The sequence below is a fragment of the Mycobacterium kyogaense genome (genome assembly GCF_003254575.1).
Classification (GTDB): Bacteria; Actinomycetota; Actinomycetes; order Mycobacteriales; family Mycobacteriaceae; genus Mycobacterium; species Mycobacterium kyogaense.
In genome coordinates, this window is the sequence record NZ_QJUA01000012.1 from 109,705 (window position 1) to 127,369 (window position 17,665).

The 17,665-nt window shown below is 69.2% G+C and carries 15 protein-coding genes; 8 read left to right on the plus strand and 7 right to left on the minus strand.

Translation table 11 applies throughout. The features are described from left to right. Positions 1 to 77 precede the first annotated feature (77 nt). Positions 78 to 1,370, plus strand: coding sequence for a threonine ammonia-lyase IlvA (ilvA, locus tag DMB80_RS11445; protein WP_111509978.1), 1,293 nt, complete (start codon positions 78 to 80; stop codon positions 1,368 to 1,370). Here ilvA and treZ read toward each other — a convergent pair. The 4 genes from treZ to DMB80_RS11465 are packed head-to-tail and all read right to left on the minus strand — an operon-like array spanning position 1,358 to position 9,678. After that, positions 1,358 to 3,091 (minus strand): malto-oligosyltrehalose trehalohydrolase, encoded by a 1,734-nt coding sequence (gene treZ / locus DMB80_RS11450; RefSeq protein WP_111509952.1) that lies wholly within the window; start codon positions 3,089 to 3,091, stop codon positions 1,358 to 1,360. The two genes, ilvA and treZ, sit on opposite strands and share 13 nt — an antisense overlap. After that, the gene (gene treY / locus DMB80_RS11455) at positions 3,084 to 5,378 is read right to left on the minus strand and encodes a malto-oligosyltrehalose synthase (RefSeq protein ID WP_111509953.1); all 2,295 of its coding nucleotides are present in this window, start codon (positions 5,376 to 5,378) and stop codon (positions 3,084 to 3,086) included. Before treY ends, treZ begins: the two co-directional genes overlap by 8 nt. Next, entirely contained in the window at positions 5,378 to 7,519 is a 2,142-nt protein-coding gene (glgX, locus tag DMB80_RS11460; RefSeq protein ID WP_111509954.1) for a glycogen debranching protein GlgX, read from the minus strand. Before glgX ends, treY begins: the two co-directional genes overlap by 1 nt. Continuing rightward, the gene (locus DMB80_RS11465; RefSeq protein WP_111509955.1) at positions 7,501 to 9,678 is read right to left on the minus strand and encodes an acyltransferase family protein; all 2,178 of its coding nucleotides are present in this window, start codon (positions 9,676 to 9,678) and stop codon (positions 7,501 to 7,503) included. Before DMB80_RS11465 ends, glgX begins: the two co-directional genes overlap by 19 nt. Before the next feature lie 32 nt (positions 9,679 to 9,710). Here DMB80_RS11465 and DMB80_RS11470 point away from each other — a divergent pair, with 32 nt between their 5' ends. From DMB80_RS11470 to DMB80_RS11485, 4 genes are read left to right on the plus strand one after another with little or no spacing between them, the layout of a single operon-like run. Next, positions 9,711 to 11,003 (plus strand): adenosylmethionine--8-amino-7-oxononanoate transaminase, encoded by a 1,293-nt coding sequence (locus DMB80_RS11470; protein ID WP_420812167.1) that lies wholly within the window; start codon positions 9,711 to 9,713, stop codon positions 11,001 to 11,003. Between the two features lie 38 nt (positions 11,004 to 11,041). Further along, positions 11,042 to 12,184, plus strand: a complete 1,143-nt coding sequence (locus tag DMB80_RS11475) for an 8-amino-7-oxononanoate synthase (RefSeq protein WP_111509957.1) — start codon at positions 11,042 to 11,044, stop codon at positions 12,182 to 12,184. Continuing rightward, entirely contained in the window at positions 12,181 to 12,858 is a 678-nt protein-coding gene (gene bioD / locus DMB80_RS11480; protein ID WP_111509958.1) for a dethiobiotin synthase, read from the plus strand. The genes DMB80_RS11475 and bioD overlap by 4 nt, the downstream gene beginning before the upstream one ends. Then, a complete protein-coding gene (locus DMB80_RS11485) occupies positions 12,858 to 13,382 on the plus strand; it encodes a 2'-5' RNA ligase family protein (protein ID WP_111509959.1) in 525 nt (174 codons plus the stop codon). Before bioD ends, DMB80_RS11485 begins: the two co-directional genes overlap by 1 nt. 11 nt (positions 13,383 to 13,393) lie before the next feature. Here DMB80_RS11485 and DMB80_RS11490 read toward each other — a convergent pair whose 3' ends face one another. Then, positions 13,394 to 13,969, minus strand: a complete 576-nt coding sequence (locus DMB80_RS11490; protein ID WP_111509960.1) for a TetR/AcrR family transcriptional regulator C-terminal domain-containing protein — start codon at positions 13,967 to 13,969, stop codon at positions 13,394 to 13,396. A 107-nt stretch (positions 13,970 to 14,076) separates the two neighbouring features. Between DMB80_RS11490 and bioB the strand changes: the two genes are divergently transcribed. The 3 genes from bioB to DMB80_RS11505 are packed head-to-tail and all read left to right on the plus strand — an operon-like array spanning position 14,077 to position 15,961. Next, positions 14,077 to 15,072, plus strand: a complete 996-nt coding sequence (bioB, locus tag DMB80_RS11495; protein ID WP_046364695.1) for a biotin synthase BioB — start codon at positions 14,077 to 14,079, stop codon at positions 15,070 to 15,072. Continuing rightward, on the plus strand, positions 15,072 to 15,299 hold the full coding sequence (gene bsaP, locus DMB80_RS11500) for a biotin synthase auxiliary protein BsaP (protein ID WP_046364696.1): 228 nt from the start codon (positions 15,072 to 15,074) through the stop codon (positions 15,297 to 15,299). Before bioB ends, bsaP begins: the two co-directional genes overlap by 1 nt. Continuing rightward, entirely contained in the window at positions 15,296 to 15,961 is a 666-nt protein-coding gene (locus tag DMB80_RS11505) for a DUF2567 domain-containing protein (RefSeq protein ID WP_111509961.1), read from the plus strand. The genes bsaP and DMB80_RS11505 overlap by 4 nt, the downstream gene beginning before the upstream one ends. Here DMB80_RS11505 and DMB80_RS11510 read toward each other — a convergent pair. Together DMB80_RS11510 and DMB80_RS11515 are read right to left on the minus strand one after the other, a co-directional pair. Continuing rightward, the gene (locus DMB80_RS11510) at positions 15,897 to 17,249 is read right to left on the minus strand and encodes a lipase family protein (protein WP_111509962.1); all 1,353 of its coding nucleotides are present in this window, start codon (positions 17,247 to 17,249) and stop codon (positions 15,897 to 15,899) included. The genes DMB80_RS11505 and DMB80_RS11510 overlap by 65 nt on opposite strands. A gap of 42 nt (positions 17,250 to 17,291) precedes the next feature. Beyond that, a partial coding sequence (locus DMB80_RS11515; protein WP_046364701.1) for an NUDIX hydrolase occupies positions 17,292 to 17,665 on the minus strand: 374 nt, incomplete at its 5' end.

The following is a 17,665-nucleotide window of genomic DNA, read 5'->3' on the forward strand; positions in this document are numbered from 1 at the left end:
GATGTCGTCCCTCCGCGTCTCGGCCCGGGCGGCTGTCCATTTCCGCTGTAGGAGCATCCGGTGGCACCATGGTCGGCGTGTCCACCGAGCTGAGCCAGAGCCCCCGATTCGATCTGGGTGGTGCGCCTCTGCGCGCCGCCGACATCGACGAGGCCGCTGCGCGAATTTCGGCTGTGGTGTCGAAGACACCGCTGCAGTACAGCGACCGGCTCTCGGCGCTGACCGGCGCGCAGGTGTACCTCAAACGCGAGGATCTGCAGGCGGTGCGCTCGTACAAGCTGCGCGGCGCCTACAACCTGCTGATGCAGCTGACCCCGGAGGAGAAGGCTGCCGGCGTGGTGTGCTCGTCGGCGGGCAACCACGCGCAGGGTTTCGCGCTGGCCTGCCGGTCCATGGGCGTGCACGGCCGCGTCTATGTGCCGGCCAAGACCCCGAAGCAGAAGCGCAACCGGATCCGCTATCACGGCGGGGAGTTCATCGAGCTCATCGTCGGCGGTAAGACCTATGACCTGGCCGCCGAGGCCGCCCGCGACGATGTCGCCCGCACCGGCGCGACGCTGGTGCCGCCCTACGACGATCTGCGCACGATGGCCGGGCAGGGCACCATCGCGGTCGAAATCCTCGAACAGCTCGGTGCCGAGCCCGACCTGGTGGTCGTCCCGGTGGGTGGCGGCGGCTGCATCAGCGGCGTCACCACCTACCTGGCCGAGCGCACCGCGACCACGTCGGTGCTGGGTGTGGAGCCGGCCGGAGCGGCAGCGCTGGTGGCCGCGTTGGCCAGCGGCGAGCCGGTGACGCTGACCGATGTCGACCAGTTCGTCGACGGCGCCGCCGTCGCCCGCGTCGGCACGCTCCCGTTCGCGGCGCTGTCGGCCGCGGGGGACATGGTGTCGATCACCACGGTCGACGAGGGTGCGGTGTGCACCGCGATGCTGGACCTCTATCAGAACGAGGGCATCATCGCCGAGCCCGCCGGGGCGCTGTCAGTGGCGGCGCTGCTGGAGGCCGACATCGAGCCGGGCTCGACGGTGGTGTGTCTGATCTCGGGCGGCAACAACGACGTGTCCCGCTACGGCGAGGTGCTCGAACGGTCACTGGTACACCTGGGTCTCAAGCATTACTTCCTGGTCGACTTCCCGCAGGAGCCCGGCGCACTCCGACGCTTCCTCGACGAGGTGCTGGGCCCCAATGACGACGTCACGCTGTTCGAATACGTCAAGCGCAACAACCGGGAGACCGGTGAAGCGCTGGTCGGTATCGAGATGGCCTCGGCAGCGGACCTGGAGGGGCTCCTCGAGCGGATGTCGACATCGGAATGCCACGTTGAGCTGCTCGAGCCGGGCTCGCCGACCTACCGCTACCTGACCTGACGCAACACCGCGACGGAATGCCCGGCCATCCGGGTCGTTTCGGCACCCACCTCGGGGTCGCCCCAGCTCACCAAGACGTCACCGGTCACGGGGACGTCGGCGTCGCTCTCCCCGAGAGTGCAGGCGACGGCGATGCCGCCGCGGTGCATGACGAACCAGCGCGCGTCCTCGTCGTAGTCGATCAGCAGGTGGTCCAGCCACGGGTCAGCCAGGTCGGGTTCGGCTTTGCGCAGCGCGATCAGGCTCTGGTAGAACGCCCGCAGCCGGCCGTGGTCACCGTCGTCGACCTCGTCCCAGTCCAGCTTCGACCGCTCGAACGTCGCCGGGTCCTGGGGATCGGGGATCTCGTCGGCGTCCCACCCGTGACTGGCGAACTCCTTCTTGCGACCCTCGGCGGTCGCCCGCGCCAGGTCGGGTTCGGGGTGGCTGCTGAAGAATTGGAACGGTGACGACGACGCCCACTCCTCGCCCATGAAAAGCATTGCGGTGTAGGGAGATCCCAGCGCAAGCGCCGCCTTGACGGCCAGCTGGCCGGTGGTCAGGTTCTGTGACGGCCGGTCACCGATGGCCCGGTTGCCCACCTGGTCGTGGGTGAGCGTGTAGGCCAGCAGGCGGGTCGCCGGGATCGTGGCCGTGTCCAGCGGTCTGCCGTGCCGACGCTGCCGGAACGACGAGAACGTCCCCGCATGGAAGTAGCCGTGACGCAGCGTCTGGGCCAGCGTCTCCAGTGTGCCGAAATCGCCGTAGTACCCCTGCCGCTCGCCGGACACGGCGGTGTGGATGGCATGGTGGATGTCGTCGTCCCACTGCGCGGTCATGCCCAGCCCGCCCTGGTCACGCGGGGTGATCAGACGTGGGTCGTTCAGGTCGCTCTCGGCGACCAGTGACAGCGGCCGCCCCACATCGGCTGCCAGAGAATCGGTTTCGGCCGCCATCTCCTCGAGGATGTGGATCGCGGTGGTGTCCACGAGGGCGTGCACGGCATCGAGGCGCAGCCCGTCGGCGTGGAAGTCGCGCATCCAGCGCAGCGCACAGTCGAGGATGTAGCGGCGCACCTGATCAGCGCCCGCGTCGCCGATGTTGATCGACTCGCCCCACGGGTTGGAGCCCGACGACAGGTACGGGCCGAACTCGGGGAGGTAGTTGCCAGAGGGGCCCAGGTGGTTGAACACCGCGTCGATGAGGACGCCGAGACCCCGCTGGTGGCAGGCGTCGACGAAGCGGATCAGCGCGTCGGGGCCGCCGTACGGTTCGTGCACGGCATACCAGAGCACTCCGTCGTAACCCCAGCCGTGGGTGCCGCCGAAGGCGTTGACCGGCATCACTTCGACGAAGTCGACACCGAGGTCGACGAGATAGTCGAGCTTGTCGATGGCGGCGTCGAGCGTCCCGGCCGGCGTGAAGGTGCCGATGTGCAGCTCGTAGATCACCGCACCCTCGATGGACCGGCCGGCCCAGTCGCTGTCGGACCACGCGTCGGCCGACGGCTGCCACAGCTGTGAGCGTTCGTGGACGCCCTCGGGCTGACGCGGCGAGCGGGGATCGGGCAGCACCTTCGGGTCGTCGCCCAGCACGAAGCCGTAGCGCGCGTCAGGTGCGGCATCGACCGTCGCCCGCCACCAGCCGTCGTCGCTGCGCTCCATCGGGTACAGGGCGAAGTCGAGGTCGAGCCGAACTCGGTCCGGCCGCGGCGCCCACACCGCGAACTCGTGCTCAGGCATCGGTACGCACCAGCAGTGCGACCGGCAGGTCGCCGAATAGCTCGGCGGCCGGCACGGTGCCGGAATGCGTTCGCCCACTGAGCCGGTCGGTCCACGATCCGTCGGCGAGTGTCACAGAGGTGTCCCCCCAGTCGGTGAGGCGTGCTGTCCATCGGCTGACGGCCACCGTGACGTCGGTGCCGCGGCCGTACGCGACGACGTGTTCTGCCGCGGTGCCGTCCGCCGGCACCGCGCGGTAACCGCCGGCCAGGAACGTATCGGGTCGTTCTCGGCGCAACTTCAGCGCCTCGGTCACGACGCGCATCTTCGGGTGGTTGCCGTCGGCCAGTGCGGCACGGCGCGCTCGGTAGTCGACCGCGCGCCGGTTGTCGGGATCGACGAGGCTGTCCTCCCAGAGTTCGGTGCCCTGGTAGACATCGGGCACCCCGGGGCCGGTGAGCGCAATCAGCTTCTGGCCCAACGCATCACCGCGGGTGTGCGGATCCAGTCGAGCAACCAGCGCGGTGAGTTCGGCGGCCACCGGGCCGTCGAGCACGCTGTCGATCCACCCGTGCACCGCGGATTCGAAGTCGGAGTCGGGATCGTTCCAGGTGGTGTGCAGCGCCGCCTCGCGGATCGCTTTCTCGGTGTAGGCGTGCAACCGGCCCCGTAGCTCGTCGGTGACGGTTCCGTCGACCGGCCACACGCCGAAGATGTTCTGCCACAGGAAGAGTCCGGTCAGGGGATCGGGGGAGGGGGTAGCGCGCTCCCAGCCCTGCACCATCTCCGTCCACAGCGAGGGCACCTGGGAGAGCACGCCGATCCGCGCTCGGACGTCCTCGCCGCGTTTGGTGTCGTGGGTGGACAGCGTCGTCATCGCCGACGGCCACAGGGTGGCGCGCGCCTGCGCCCGGGTGTGGAACTCCGGCGCGCTGACCCCGAAGTGCTCCGGTTCGCCGCCGACCTCGTTCAGCGAGACCAGCCGGGCGTCCCGGTAGAACAGGCAGTCCTCCATGGATTTCGCGGTCGCCGCGCCACACAGCTGCTGCAGCCGCACGCCGACTTCCGAGCCGGGGGTCAGCGCGGCGGTCAGCAGTGTGAGCGGCTCGGCGAGATCGGGCCGTGCCGTGGTGGTCTCGGCGAGTGCGGCCGGCAGGACGAGGGACAGCGACAGGTAGTCGGAGCGATAGACACCGATGTGGCTGAGCAGTTCCGCAACTGCCTCGGGTAGCAGGTCGTGGTCACGTCCCGTGGTCGCCACGACCGCCCGCCGCAAGCGGGCCAGTTCACTGGCGAGAGTGACGGTGACCGCCTGCACCTTCAGGCGGCGTGCTTCGTGGCCCATGTCGGCGTAGTCGATGCCGGCGGAGTCGATCAGCTCGGTCAGCGCCGGCTCGCCGGTGGGGTCGACGAACACGCCCCCGGCTTCGCGCAGCGCGTCGTACCCGGTGGTGCCGGCGACCGGCAGGCTCGGGTCCAGCGGCTCGTCCACGGCGAGGATCTTCTCGATCACGATCCATGCCTGCGGACCCGCCAGCTCGCGAAGCCATTCGAGATAGCTTGTGGGATCTGACAATCCGTCCGGGTGGTCGATCCGGATGCCGTCGACCAGCCCTTCGTCGAACCAGCGTTTCACCTCGACGTGCGTGGCGTCGAACACCGCGCGGTCTTCCTGCCGCAGACCGGCCAGCGAGGTGATCGAGAAGAAGCGGCGGTATCCGCAGACGTTGTGGCGCCAGCCGATCAGCTTGTAATGCTGCCGGTCGTGGACCACTGCGCCGGAGGCGCCGTCGTCGGCCGTGCCGGGACTGATCGGATAGACCAGGTCGCCGAGCCGCAACGTGTCACCGTCGACGGTGAGGTTCGCGACATCGTCGTCGGAGCCCAGTACCGGCAGCACGATCCGGCCGTCGGGGTCCAAGGTCCAGTCGATATCGAAATAGGAGGCGTACTGCGAGTCGCGCCCGTGGGTGAGCAGGTCCCACCACCACGCATTCTGCCGCGGTACGTCGACGCCGACGTGGTTGGGCACGATGTCGACGACGACGCCGAGGCCGGCGGCGCGTGCCGTCGACACGAGCTGTGAGAACCCCTCGGGGCCACCGAGTTCGGCGGAGATCGTGGTCGGATCGGTGACGTCGTAGCCGTGCGTGGAGCCCTCGGCGGCAGTCAGGATCGGCGACAGGTACAGGTGGGACACCCCGAGCTCGGCGAGGTAGTCGACCAACTTCTCCGCGTCGGCGAACGTGAAGGCCTCACCGCTGGCCGCGCCGCGCATCTGCAGGCGGTAGGTGGACAGGATGGCCATCAGGCGGTCTTACGCAGCACGAGCAGGGAACGCGGCGCCAGCGTGATCTTCTCGCCGGCCGCGACCGTCACCTCGGCGGCCCCGCGAGGATCTGCGGTGTCCAGGTCGGCCACCCATTCTTTGGCGTAATCATCCTGCGGCGCAACGAAATCCTGATCCTCGCCGTGGGCGTTGAAGCACAGCAGGAAGGAGTCGTCGACGATCCGCTCACCGCGTGCGCCGGGTGCGGGGATCGCCTCGCCGTTGAGGAACACCGCCACGCACTGGCCCAGGCCGGTCTCCCAGTCGGCTGCGTCCATCTCCTTGCCCGACGGGGTCAGCCAGGCGATGTCGCGAACCTGGTCTCCGGTGCGGATCGGCGTGCCGTCGAAGAACCGGCGCCGTTTGAAGACGGGATGCTCTTTGCGGAATCTGACCACCTTGCGGGTGAATTCGAGCAGATCGGCGTTGGTCTCACACAACGACCAATCCATCCAGGACAGCTCGGAGTCCTGGCAGTAGACGTTGTTGTTGCCCTTCTGGGTGCGTCCGATCTCGTCGCCGTGGGCGATCATCGGCGTGCCCTGGGAGAGCATCAGGGTGCCCAGGATGTTGCGCATCTGCTTACCGCGTAGGTCCAGGATCTCGGGATCGTCGGTGGGACCCTCGACGCCGCAGTTCCACGACCGGTTGTGGCTTTCGCCGTCCCGGTTGTCCTCGCCGTTGGCCTCGTTGTGTTTTTCGTTGTAGGACACCAGGTCGGCGAGGGTGAAGCCGTCGTGGCAGGTCACGAAGTTGATGCTGGCGCTCGGCCGCCGGCCGGTCGCCTCGTAGAGGTCGGACGACCCGGTCAGCCGGGACGCAAATTCACCAAGGGTTGCGGGCTCGCCCCGCCAGTAATCGCGCACAGTGTCGCGATACTTCCCGTTCCATTCCGTCCACAAACCTGGGAAATTGCCGACCTGGTATCCGCCTTCGCCGATGTCCCACGGCTCGGCGATCAGCTTCACCTGGCTGACCACCGGGTCCTGCTGGACGAGGTCGAAGAACGCGGAGAGGCGGTCGACGTCGTAGAACTCGCGGGCCAGCGTGGCGGCCAGATCGAAGCGGAACCCGTCGACGTGCATCTCCAGTACCCAGTAGCGCAGCGAGTCCATGATCAGCTGCAGGGTGTGGGGGTGGCGGGCGTTGAGGCTGTTGCCGGTGCCGGTGAAGTCCTTGTAGTACTTGCGGTCCTCGTCGAGGAGCCGGTAGTAGGCGGCGTTGTCGATGCCGCGGAAGTTCACGGTGGGTCCGAGATGGTTGCCCTCGGCGGTGTGGTTGTAGACGACGTCGAGGATCACCTCGATGCCGGCCTCGTGGAACGAGCGCACCATCGTCTTGAACTCGGCGACCGCACCGCCGGCGTGTTTGGCGGCCGCGTAGTGGTGGTGTGGGGCGAAGAAGCCGAAAGTGTTGTAGCCCCAGTAGTTTCGCAGTTCGAGGTCGAGCAGCCGGTGGTCGTGCATGAACTGGTGCACCGGCATGAGCTCGATCGCGGTCACGTTGAGCGATTTGAGGTGGTCGATGATCGCGGGGTGGCCGAGGCCGGCGTAGGTGCCGCGCAGTTCCTCGGGGATGCCGGGGTGCTGCTGGGTCATGCCCTTGACGTGGGCCTCGTAGATCACCGTCTCGTGATACGGCGTGCGCGGGGCGCGGTCGTTGCCCCACTGGAAGAACGGGTTGATCACCACGCTGGTCATGGTGTGGCCGAGTGAGTCGATGCGCGGTGGGACGCCGCCTGCGGCCAGGTCGTCAGCGGTCAGATCGTAGGAGTACAGCGCCTGGGAGAACGCGAAGTCACCGTGAAAAGCCTTGCCATACGGGTCGAGCAGCAGCTTGCTGGCATCGCAGCGGTGGCCGGAGGCGGGATCCCATGGCCCGTGCACTCGGAAGCCGTAGCGCTGGCCGGGGTTGACGCCCGGCAGATAGGCATGCCAGACGTAGCTGTCGACCTCGTCGAGCTCGACCCGCTGTTCGGTGCCGTCCTTGGCGATCAGGCACAGTTCGACCCGCTCGGCGACTTCGGAGAACAGGGAGAAATTGGTGCCCCCGCCGTCATAGGTGGCGCCCAGCGGATAGGGGGTGCCGGGCCAGACGATGGTCACGGGACGGGCCACCATCCGGTGGCGGCGCCCACCTGCCGGCCGAGTTCCCCGGTCATCGTCCGCATGTAGGTCGACGAGATGTGATGAGCATCGTGATAGATCAACACGTTCCCCTCCACGGCTCGGCAGTAGTCCGGACGACACACCGCATCGCTCATGTCGAGCGGCTTGAGCAACGGGAACTGGGCGAGGTAGTCCAGAGTCGGGTTGTGATCCGACAGTACTTCGGATCTCTCGATTCCGCAGGAGATGGCGTCACCTCCGTCGGCGAGGCAGTCCGACGGGAAGAACGGTTCGTCGTCACGCACCATCCACGGTGTGTCGCGCATCGCGAGGATCGGAATCTTGTTGTCCGACAGTTTCTTCCAGATGCCGAGGTAACTGGACGGCATGACGTCGCCGGGTCTGATGTTCCACGGCCGGGTCGACGTGGTGAACACGAAGTCGGGCTTGTCGGCGATGAGCTTGGCCATCACGCGCTGGTTCCACTGGTGGCACTTGGGGTAGGGGTCGTTGTTGCCCATGACCAGCGGAACCTGCTCGGTGGTCAACGGGCAGCCCATCTTCAGATACGTGACGATCTTGAAGTGGTGCAGCCTACCGAGGAGATCGAGCGCGGTGATCCAGTGCTCGGCGTGCGAGCCGCCGGCGAGTGCGATGGTGCGGGTTGCCGCCTTGTCGCCATAGGTGCAGTTGATGACGCCGACGTTGTCGAAGTCGCTGATGCAGCCGTCGGTGGTGGATTCGGGGATGTCGTTCTTGGCCTCGAGTGCGGTGGGCCGGAACGGCAGTTGCGGCACGCGGACGTGGTTGATCAGTGCGCGGGCGCCGGGATAGTCGCGCGGGTTGAGCTCCAGGAGCTCCTGACCGTTGTTGCGTAGCACCGTGACGTGTTCGCGCCATGTGAACGAGGTGGCGGTCAGGGCGACACCGAGCAGGGCGACCGTGGAGCCCAGCACGATCGTCGGGCGGCGCAACCGGGTGCGCAGCGGCACCGTCGGGGCCTTCGGCCGCGCGGGCTGCCCTCGACCGCTGCGCAGCGGCTCCTCGACGTAGCGGGTGGTCAGCCACGCCAGCACGCCGGACACCAGAAGCACCCCGGCGCCTTCGACGACGTTGACCGCGGAGCGCCCGGTGTAGGCCAGGTAGAAGATCAGCAGTGGCCAGTGCCACAGGTACAGCGAGTAGGCCATCGCGCCGAGCGCGACGAACGGGGCGCTGGCCAGGAGACGGTTGGGCACGGGAAGCCGGCCGTCGGTGTGCGGGTCGGCGTAGCGGTTGGCCGCCGACAGGATGAACAGCAGTGTGGCCCCCACCGGAACCAGGGCCCACGGCCCCGGAAATTCCTTGACGCCGTCGATGAGCGCTCCGCAGGCCAGGATCGCGCCTAGCCCCACCAGGGCGGCCAGCGTGCGCAGCCACATCGGGCAGCGCAGCGAGGGCACCAGCGCCCCGACGAGCGCGCCGAGCAGCAGTTCCCACGCCCTGGCGAAGCTGTTGTAGTAGGCGGTGGCCTGATTGGTGTCGTGGGCGACGATCGCGTAGACGAATGAGGCGATGGCGCAGGCGCTCAGCAGCACGACGAAGGCGGTGCGCATGTGCCGGCCGGACGGGCGCCGGAACACGCGCCGAAACAGCAGGGCCGAGCCGAGGATCAGCGCGAGGAACGCGATGTAGAACTGGCCCTGCACCGACATCGACCAGATGTGCTGCAGCGGGCTGACGGCCTCCCCGGCGCGCAGATAGTTCGACGCGGTGTTGGCCAGTTCCCAGTTCTGGAAGTAGCCGAGGCTCGCCAGGCTCTGGTCGGCGAAGGTCTCCCACCGGGTCTCGGGTTGGATCAGGATCGTCAGCACCGCCGACACTGCGAGGACGACGACGAGTGCGGGCAGCAGCCGGCGGATCAGCCGGGTGATCTCGGTGACGGGCCGCGGGACCGGGCCCGGGGTAAGCACCCCGCGCAGCAGGCGCCCACCGAAGAAGAACCCGGACAGGACGAGGAACACGTCGACGCCGCCGGACACCCTGCCGAACCACACATGGAAGACCGCGACCAGCGCGATCGCGACACCGCGCAGCCCGTCGAGGTCGTGCCGGTAGAACCCCGCACTCCGCGTCCCCATCTGGGTCGCCGGAGCCGTCGCGGCGGGCCGGGCGGAGGAGAGGGTCTTCATGATCGACGGCTAATCTACCGAAGGTGCCTGCGATGACGCCTATCGAGATCAGCGCGGTCGACGCGGCCCACATCTGGCATCCCTACAGCGCGATAGGAGCCGACGCGCTGGCGCCGATGGTCGCGACGGGAGCCCGGGGCGCCTGGCTCACCCTCGACCGCGGCGGCCGACCCGTCGAGGTGCTCGATGCGATGGCGTCGTGGTGGACCGCGGTGCACGGCCACGGCCACCCCGCGCTGGACGCCGCGATCACACGCCAGCTCGCGACCATGAACCACGTCATGTTCGGCGGCCTGACGCACGAGCCCGCGGCCCGGCTCGCGCAGCTGCTCGTCGACATGACGCCGGCAGGCCTGGAGACGGTGTTCTTCAGCGATTCCGGTTCGGTATCGGTCGAGGTCGCGGTCAAGATGGCGCTGCAGTACTGGCGCAGCAGCGGTCGCGCCGACAAGAGCCGGTTGATGACGTGGCGCGGCGGCTATCACGGGGACACCTTCACTCCGATGAGCGTGTGCGATCCGGACGGCGGCATGCACACGCTGTGGACCGGGGCGCATTCCCTGCTGGCCGACCAGGTGTTCGCGCCGGCCGTCCCCGCCGAGTACGACCCGGCCTACAGCGCGGCCTTCGCCGACCAGCTGGCCCGTCACGCCGACGAGCTCGCCGCCGTGATCATCGAGCCCGTCGTGCAGGGCGCGGGCGGCATGCGGTTCCACGATCCCCGCTACGTTGCCGATCTACGCCGCGTCTGCGACGAGCACGGCGTGCTGCTGATCTTCGACGAGATCGCCACCGGGTTCGGCCGCACCGGCGAGCTGTTCGCCGCGGACCACGCCGGGGTCACCCCCGACATCATGTGCGTGGGCAAGGCGTTGACCGGCGGGTACCTGACGCTGGCGGCGACGCTGTGCACCCGCGCGGTCGCGGAGACGATCAGCGCGCACCCGCCCGGGGCGCTGATGCACGGTCCGACGTTCATGGCCAACGCGCTGGCCTGCGCGGTCAGCGTCGCGTCCCTGGAGCTCCTGGCGACCGGGGAGTGGCGGTCGCAGGTGCGCGACATCGAAGCGGGGCTGCGGTCCGGGTTGGCGCCCGCAGCCGAGCTGCCGAACGTGGTCGACGTGCGGGTGCTCGGCGCGATCGGCGTGCTGGAACTCGACCGGGATGTCGATCTGCGCGTCGCGACACCGGTGGCCGTCGAGCACGGGGTGTGGCTGCGGCCGTTCCGCAATCTCGTCTACGTGATGCCTCCCTATATCTGTACCGCCGACGAGATCGGCCAGATCACCTCGGCGATGATCGAGGTCGCGCGTGCACTAACCTGAACGGTGTTCAAGTCGGGCATGCGAGAAGAGGAGCGCCGGTGACGCGCGTCGGTCTGGATCCGTTGGCCTGGCTCGACGATGTCGCGACCGAGCGCCGCAGCGCCGGCCTACGCCGCAGCCTGCGCACCCGCCCGCCCGTCGGCGCCGAACTCGATCTCGCCTCCAACGACTACCTCGGCCTCTCCCAGCACCCCCGGGTACTCGACGGTGGCGTCGAAGCCCTGCGCACCTGGGGTGCGGGCGCCACGGGGTCCCGGCTGGTCACCGGCAACACCGAGCTCCACGAGACTTTCGAACGCGATCTCGCCGACTTCGTCGGCGCGGAGTCGGCGCTGGTCTTCTCCTCCGGATACACCGCCAATCTCGGTGCCGTGGTGGCTCTTTCGGGTCCCGGCACCCTGCTGGTCTCCGATGCGCTCACCCACGCCTCGCTGGTCGACGCCTGCCGCCTGTCGCGGGCCCGCGTGGTCGTCACCCCGCACGGCGACGTCGCGGCCGTGGCAGCTGCCCTCGCCGGCCGCGCCGAGGACCGGGCCGTCGTGATCACCGACTCGGTGTTCTCCGCCGACGGCGACCTGGCCCCGCTGACCGCGCTGCACGAGGCCTGCCGCAGACACGGCGCGCTGATGATCGTCGACGAGGCGCACGGGCTCGGCGTGCGAGGCCCGGGCGGACGCGGACTGCTGCACGAAGTCGGCTTGGCGGGCGCACCCGATGTGGTGATGACGACGACGCTGTCGAAGGCGCTGGGCAGCCAGGGTGGGGTCGTGCTCGGACCGGCCGCGGTACGCGAGCATCTCATCGACGCGGCGCGACCGTTCATCTTCGACACCGGCCTGGCGCCGGCTGCCGTCGGTGCCGCACACGCCGCGCTCGGCGTGCTGATCGACGAGCCCTGGCGGGCCGCTCGCGTGCTCGAGCACGCCGCGGCCCTGGCCGAGATCTGCGACGTGGCCGAGACCCCGACGTCGGCGGTGGTCTCGGTGATCCTCGGTGACCCGGAGGTGGCGTTCGCCGCGGCGGCGGCCTGTCTCGACTCCGGGGTGCGGGTCGGCTGCTTCCGACCGCCGAGCGTGCCGGCCGGTACCTCGCGGCTGCGGCTGACCGCTCGGGCGTCGCTGACCGACGACGAGATGGCCGTGGCGCGGCGGGTGCTGACGGACGTCCTGGCGGCGCGATGAGCGTGCTCGTCGTCACCGGCACCGGGACCGGGGTCGGCAAGACGGTGGCCACCGCTGCGCTGGCCTGCCATGCCCGGCTGGCCGGCCTCGACGTGGCGGTGTGCAAGCCCGTGCAGACGGGCACCGACGACGGCGACGACGACCTGGCCGAGATCGGTCGGCAGGCCGGCGTGACGCAGCTGTTCGCCGGGTGGCGCTATCCGGAGCCGCTGGCGCCGGTGGCCGCCGCGCAGCGTTCCGGCGCCGCGCTGCCCACGCGTACGGAGCTCGTCGAACTGATCCGGCGCGCGGACGCTCCCGGTCGCCTCACCCTGGTCGAGGGCGCCGGCGGACTGCTCGTCGAGGTCGGCGCCGACGGCGTGACGCTGCGTGACCTGGCCGCCGAGCTCGCCGCGCCGGTCCTGATCGTGGTCGCCGCCGGGCTCGGCACCCTCAACCACACCGCGCTGACCATCGAAGCCCTTGCCGCGCACCATGTTCGGTGTGCCGGACTGGTGATCGGCTCATGGCCGGCCCAGCCCGGCGTCGCCGAGGTCGACAACCGCGAAGCGCTGGCGCGCCTGGCCCCCGTCCGTGCGGCGCTACCCGCCGGCCTCGGCGCTCTCGGCGCCTCCGACTTCGCAGGGGTCAGTGCCAGGGCGTTCGACCCGACCTGGGTCGCCGGGCTGAGCTAGTGGTGCATTCGGTCGAGGCACTCTTCGACGTCACCACCGAGTCGACGGTGCGCGGCCTGTGGGACGGCCTGGCGGCCGCGGGCGTACCCAGCCAGGCGGGACACACCGCCCCGAGCAACCGGCCGCATGTCACGCTCACGGTGGCCGCGCACATGGATGACGCCGTCGACGCTGCGCTGGAGGCGCTGCTGGACCGATTGCCGCTCCCGTGCGTGATCGGCGCACCGATGCTGTTCGGCGGCGGGCGCACCGTCACGCTGGTGCGCCTGGTCGTGCCGTCGGCCGAACTGCTGGCGCTGCACGCCGGCGTCCATCACGCATGCCTACCGCACACGCCCGAAGGCGTTCTGCCACATGCAGATCCGGGCCGATGGACGCCGCACGTCACCCTCGGCCGGCGTATCCCGCCCGATCTCGTGCCGCTCGCTTTGACGGTGCCGGGCATCGCCGGCGACATCGAGGGTGAGCTGACCGCGCTGCGGCACTGGGACGGCAACGCCAAACAGGAACACTGGATCACCTGATCTGCAGGTGGCTAGACGCGCTGCTCCCGGCGCGCCAGGATGCCGTCGATCAGCAGGCGCACGCCGAAGTCGAACCGGGTGTCCTGGTCGTCGGTCAACAGTGACGCGTCGGGCAGGTCCGCGCCGGCGGCGTCCCACTGCCGGCGTGACTGCTCGTCGACGGTGAAGCCGAGCACGTAGTAGACGACGGTGCGGGCGGTGAGCTCGGCATTGGTGGCCGGCACCCCCGCCTCGGTGGCGGCGTCAGTCAGCTGCCCCACCACGTCGGCCATCACGGTCGACTCGGCGGCGGCGAAGCTGGCCGACACCAGCTCTGCGCCGTCGGTGTGGGACAGCAGCGCATCGCGCACCTGTCGGCACAGAGCCCCGACGCGGGACGGCCAACCGCCCGACGGCCGACCCACCGGCGCCAGCACATGGTCGGCCACGGCGCCGAGCAGTTGCTGCTTGTTCGCGAAGTGCCAGTACAGCGCGCCCGGGGACACCTGGAGCTCGCGAGCGAGGCGCCGCATCGACAGATCGGCCAGCCCGAAATCGTCGAGCAGCGACGTCGCCGCGGCGACCACGTCGCGTTTGTGGAGCTGCACGCCAGTACCCTAACCTGAACACCGTTCAATTGTCGGCTCCGCCGACGGTGTTCAACAGGCGGCTCCGCCGACGTGTTCACGAGCATGGGCAGTGAGGGAGACAACGGATGAGCGACATTCTGGCGGTGGCACGTGAGCAGGTGCTCGAGCGGGGTGTCGGCCTCGATCAGGACCAGACGCTGCAGGTGCTGCAACTGCCCGACGATCGCCTCGACGATCTCCTCGCGCTGGCCCACGAGGTCCGCATGGCCCACTGCGGCCCGGACGTCGAGGTCGAGGGCATCATCAGCCTGAAGACCGGCGGCTGCCCCGAGGACTGCCACTTCTGTTCGCAGTCAGGGCTTTTCGCCTCGCCCGTGCGCAGCGCGTGGCTCGATGTGCCGAGCCTGGTGGAGGCGGCCAAGCAGACCGCGAAGACCGGAGCCACCGAGTTCTGCATCGTGGCCGCGGTCCGCGGGCCCGACGAGCGGTTGCTCGCTCAGGTGGCCGCGGGCATCGAGGCCATCCGCAACGAGGTCGACATCCAGATCGCGTGCTCGCTCGGCATGCTCACCCAGGAGCAGGTGGACCGCCTCAAGGACATGGGCGTGCACCGCTACAACCACAACCTCGAGACCGCGCAGTCCTTCTTCACCAACGTGGTGACCACCCATACGTGGGAGGAGCGCTGGGAGACCCTGGAGATGGTGCGCGAGGCCGGGATGGAGGTGTGTTGCGGCGGCATCCTCGGAATGGGGGAGACGCTCGAGCAGCGTGCGGAGTTCGCCGCCAACCTCGCCCAGCTGGATCCGCACGAGGTCCCGCTGAACTTCCTGAACCCGCGCCCGGGCACCCCGTTCGGCGATCTGGAGGTGCTGCCGGCCGCCGAGGCACTCAAGGCCGTCGCCGCGTTCCGGCTCGCCCTGCCCCGCACGATGCTCCGCTTCGCCGGCGGCCGGGAGATCACACTGGGCGACCTCGGTGCCAAGAAGGGCATCCTCGGCGGCATCAACGCCGTCATCGTCGGCAACTACCTGACGACCCTGGGCCGGCCGGCCGAGGCCGACCTCGAGCTGCTCGAGGATCTGCAGATGCCGATCAAGGCACTCAACGCCAGCCTGTGATGGTGCACGAGCTGCCCGCGCCGGTGGGTGCCGGCGTCTTCAACGTCTACACCGGTGAGCCCGCGGGCAGCACCGTGCCCACCGCCGCGGCGCTCGGTCTGGAACCTCCGCGGTTCTGCGCCGATTGCGGCCGCCGGATGGTGGTGCAGGTCCGCCCCGACGGCTGGTGGGCCAAGTGCTCGCGCCACGGCCAGGTGGACTCTAAAGATCTGGAGCTGTACCGATGACCGAAGTTCTCGAGACCACCGGCGCTACGACGACGTCACGCGTGCACGCCACCCTGCAGGTCGTCGTCGCGCTCGCGATCGCCGGAGCGGTGTGCGGGGCGCTGTGGGCGTGGCTGGCACCGCCGATCCACAGCGTCGTCGCGCTGACGCGCAGCAATGACCGCGTCAAGGCCTACCTCGGCAACGAGGGGGACCATTTCTTCACCGCGGCGTTCCTGATGGTCGGGTTCCTCTCGGTGCTCGCCGTGATCGCGGCGGTCGCGGTGTGGCAGTGGCGCACCCAACGCGGACCGGTGATGATGGCGGCCCTCGGTGTGGGCTCCGTCGTGGCGTCGGCCGCCGCGGTCGGCACCGGGGCGGTGCTCGCGCGACTCCGCTACGGGCACCTCGATGTGGCAGCGGTGGACGTCACCGAGCAGAACCGGGTGACCTACGTCGTCGAGGCGCCATCGGTGTTCTTCGGCCACACACCGCTGCAGGTGGCGCTGACTGTGCTGTTTCCGGCTGCGGTCGCGGCAATGATCTATGTGCTGGGCGCCGTGTCGACCAGCCGTGACGATCTCGGGGGCTGGCCGCCGGTCGACCCGGCGGGGCCGGCTACCGGTCGAACCGGGACAGCGGCTGACGTTCCACCCGTCGCCCCGTCATCACCTTCACCGTGATCTTGCCCAGCGTGACCATGCCGCGGTAGGTCGACGGATTCAACAGCGTCGGCCACTTGGTGCGTTTGATGTTCTCGCGCAGCGGCTTCCCGGCGAAGCGGTCGCGCAGCCAGCGCAGCGTCATCGGAGCGGACATCGGGTGCAGCAACAGATGCTCGCTGAACAGATCGCGGTGGTAGGTGACATGGGCGCCGCCACGTACATAGGTGTGCGCCAGGTCGTCGATGTCGTCGACGGAGATGATGCGGTCGTGGACGGCTTGGACGATCAGGACCGGGACCGACGGCGCCGCCGTGCCCAGCTTGATGCTGTCGAACACGTGCTGCACCTCGGGGCTCAGCAGGATCTCCTCGAGCGGCCGGTCGACCATGTCGGCCATGTCGCGGCCCGCGCAGGTGACCATCGCCTGGGCGGTGGTCATCTTCTGGATGCGCTCCAGCAGCGCCTTGCCGTCCGGCGTGGCGTGCTCGGAGATGATGCGATCCAGGTCCGGGTAGATGTGGGTCAGCGCGGCCACCACCAGCGCCGGCAGACCGGAGTAGATGCTGCCGTTGAGCCGGCGGAAAGTGTGCCCGAGGTCGCCCACCGGGGAGCCGAGGACCGCGCCGACCACATTGAGCTCGGGCGCGTAGGCGGCGTGGACCTCCGCGGCCCACGCCGAGGCGAGTCCGCCACCGGAGTAGCCCCACAAGCCGACCGGTGAGTCGGCAGAGAGCCGGAACGTCGGGTGGTTGATGGCGGCCCGGATGCCGTCGAGGATGTGGTAGCCCGGCTCGTAGGGAGCGCCCCACATCCCGGTCGAGCCCTCGTGATCGGGTACCGACACCGCCCACCCCTCGGCGAGTGCAGCGGCCACCAACAGGAATTCGAACTGGGCGAAGGCGCCGATGGCCTTGGCGCCGCGCCGCATCGCGTAGGAGGGGAAGCAGCGGCTGGCGACCGCGTCGATGGCGCACTGGTAGGACATCACCGGCAGCGGCCGCTCGGGGTCGCGTTCGGTCGGGATCAGCACCGTGGTGACGCTGGCCTGGGGATCGCCTTGGAAATCGGTCGTGCGATAGAGCAGTTGGGTGGCACGGAACTTCTGCGGCACCAGGCCGAGGAACGCCAGCTCGACGTCGCGGGAGCGCAGCACGGTGCCGGGACGGGCGTGTTCGTAGCCTTCGGGCGGCTCATAGAAGGGGTCTTCGGACGGCACCACCGGGCGCTGCCTGGGGCGAAGCACCTCATGGTGTGGTTGGCCGATCCATTCGGCCCCTGTCGCCCGCGCCGCGCTGCCCAAGTCCATCCAGGCATTCTTACTTAAGAATGCGTTAAGAAGCCAGTCGACTCACCCGGGCGGACGTAATGCAGCGAACTCGTCGGTGACCCGGTACCGGGCGTCGGCGAACCGGTAGAGCGCCGCCGGCCGACCCCCGCTGCGGCCCGAGCGCGCCGTGGTGCCGGTCCGCGTGATCACGTGACGGCGCTCGAGGACGCGCTGCAGGTTGGTCGCATCGACGGGGTGGCCGAGCGCCGCGCTGTAGATGTCGCGCAGCGTCGAGAGGGCGAATTCATTTGGTGCCAAGGCGAATCCGATGTTGGTGTAGGACAGCTTGGCGACCAGCCTGGTGCGCGCGTGATCGACCATCGGGCCGTGGTCGAACGCCATCGGCGGCAGGTCGCCGACCGGGTGCCAGCGGGTGTCGGGGGGTAGTTCGGGGG

What these genes read in the sequence shown, in the direction of transcription:
- treZ (WP_111509952.1), bottom strand. Translation starts at nt 3,091, where the DNA reads ATGCCTGAGCACGAGTTCGCGGTGTGGGCGCCGCGGCCGGACCGAGTT.
- treY (WP_111509953.1), bottom strand. Translation starts at nt 5,378, where the DNA reads ATGGCCATCCTGTCCACCTACCGCCTGCAGATGCGCGGCGCGGCCAGC.
- glgX (WP_111509954.1), bottom strand. Translation starts at nt 7,519, where the DNA reads ATGGTGGCCCGTCCCGTGACCATCGTCTGGCCCGGCACCCCCTATCCG.
- DMB80_RS11465 (WP_111509955.1), bottom strand. Translation starts at nt 9,678, where the DNA reads ATGAAGACCCTCTCCTCCGCCCGGCCCGCCGCGACGGCTCCGGCGACC.
- DMB80_RS11470 (WP_420812167.1), top strand. Translation starts at nt 9,711, where the DNA reads ATGACGCCTATCGAGATCAGCGCGGTCGACGCGGCCCACATCTGGCAT.
- bioD (WP_111509958.1), top strand. Translation starts at nt 12,181, where the DNA reads ATGAGCGTGCTCGTCGTCACCGGCACCGGGACCGGGGTCGGCAAGACG.
- bioB (WP_046364695.1), top strand. Translation starts at nt 14,077, where the DNA reads ATGAGCGACATTCTGGCGGTGGCACGTGAGCAGGTGCTCGAGCGGGGT.
- bsaP (WP_046364696.1), top strand. Translation starts at nt 15,072, where the DNA reads ATGGTGCACGAGCTGCCCGCGCCGGTGGGTGCCGGCGTCTTCAACGTC.
- DMB80_RS11505 (WP_111509961.1), top strand. Translation starts at nt 15,296, where the DNA reads ATGACCGAAGTTCTCGAGACCACCGGCGCTACGACGACGTCACGCGTG.
- DMB80_RS11510 (WP_111509962.1), bottom strand. Translation starts at nt 17,249, where the DNA reads ATGGACTTGGGCAGCGCGGCGCGGGCGACAGGGGCCGAATGGATCGGC.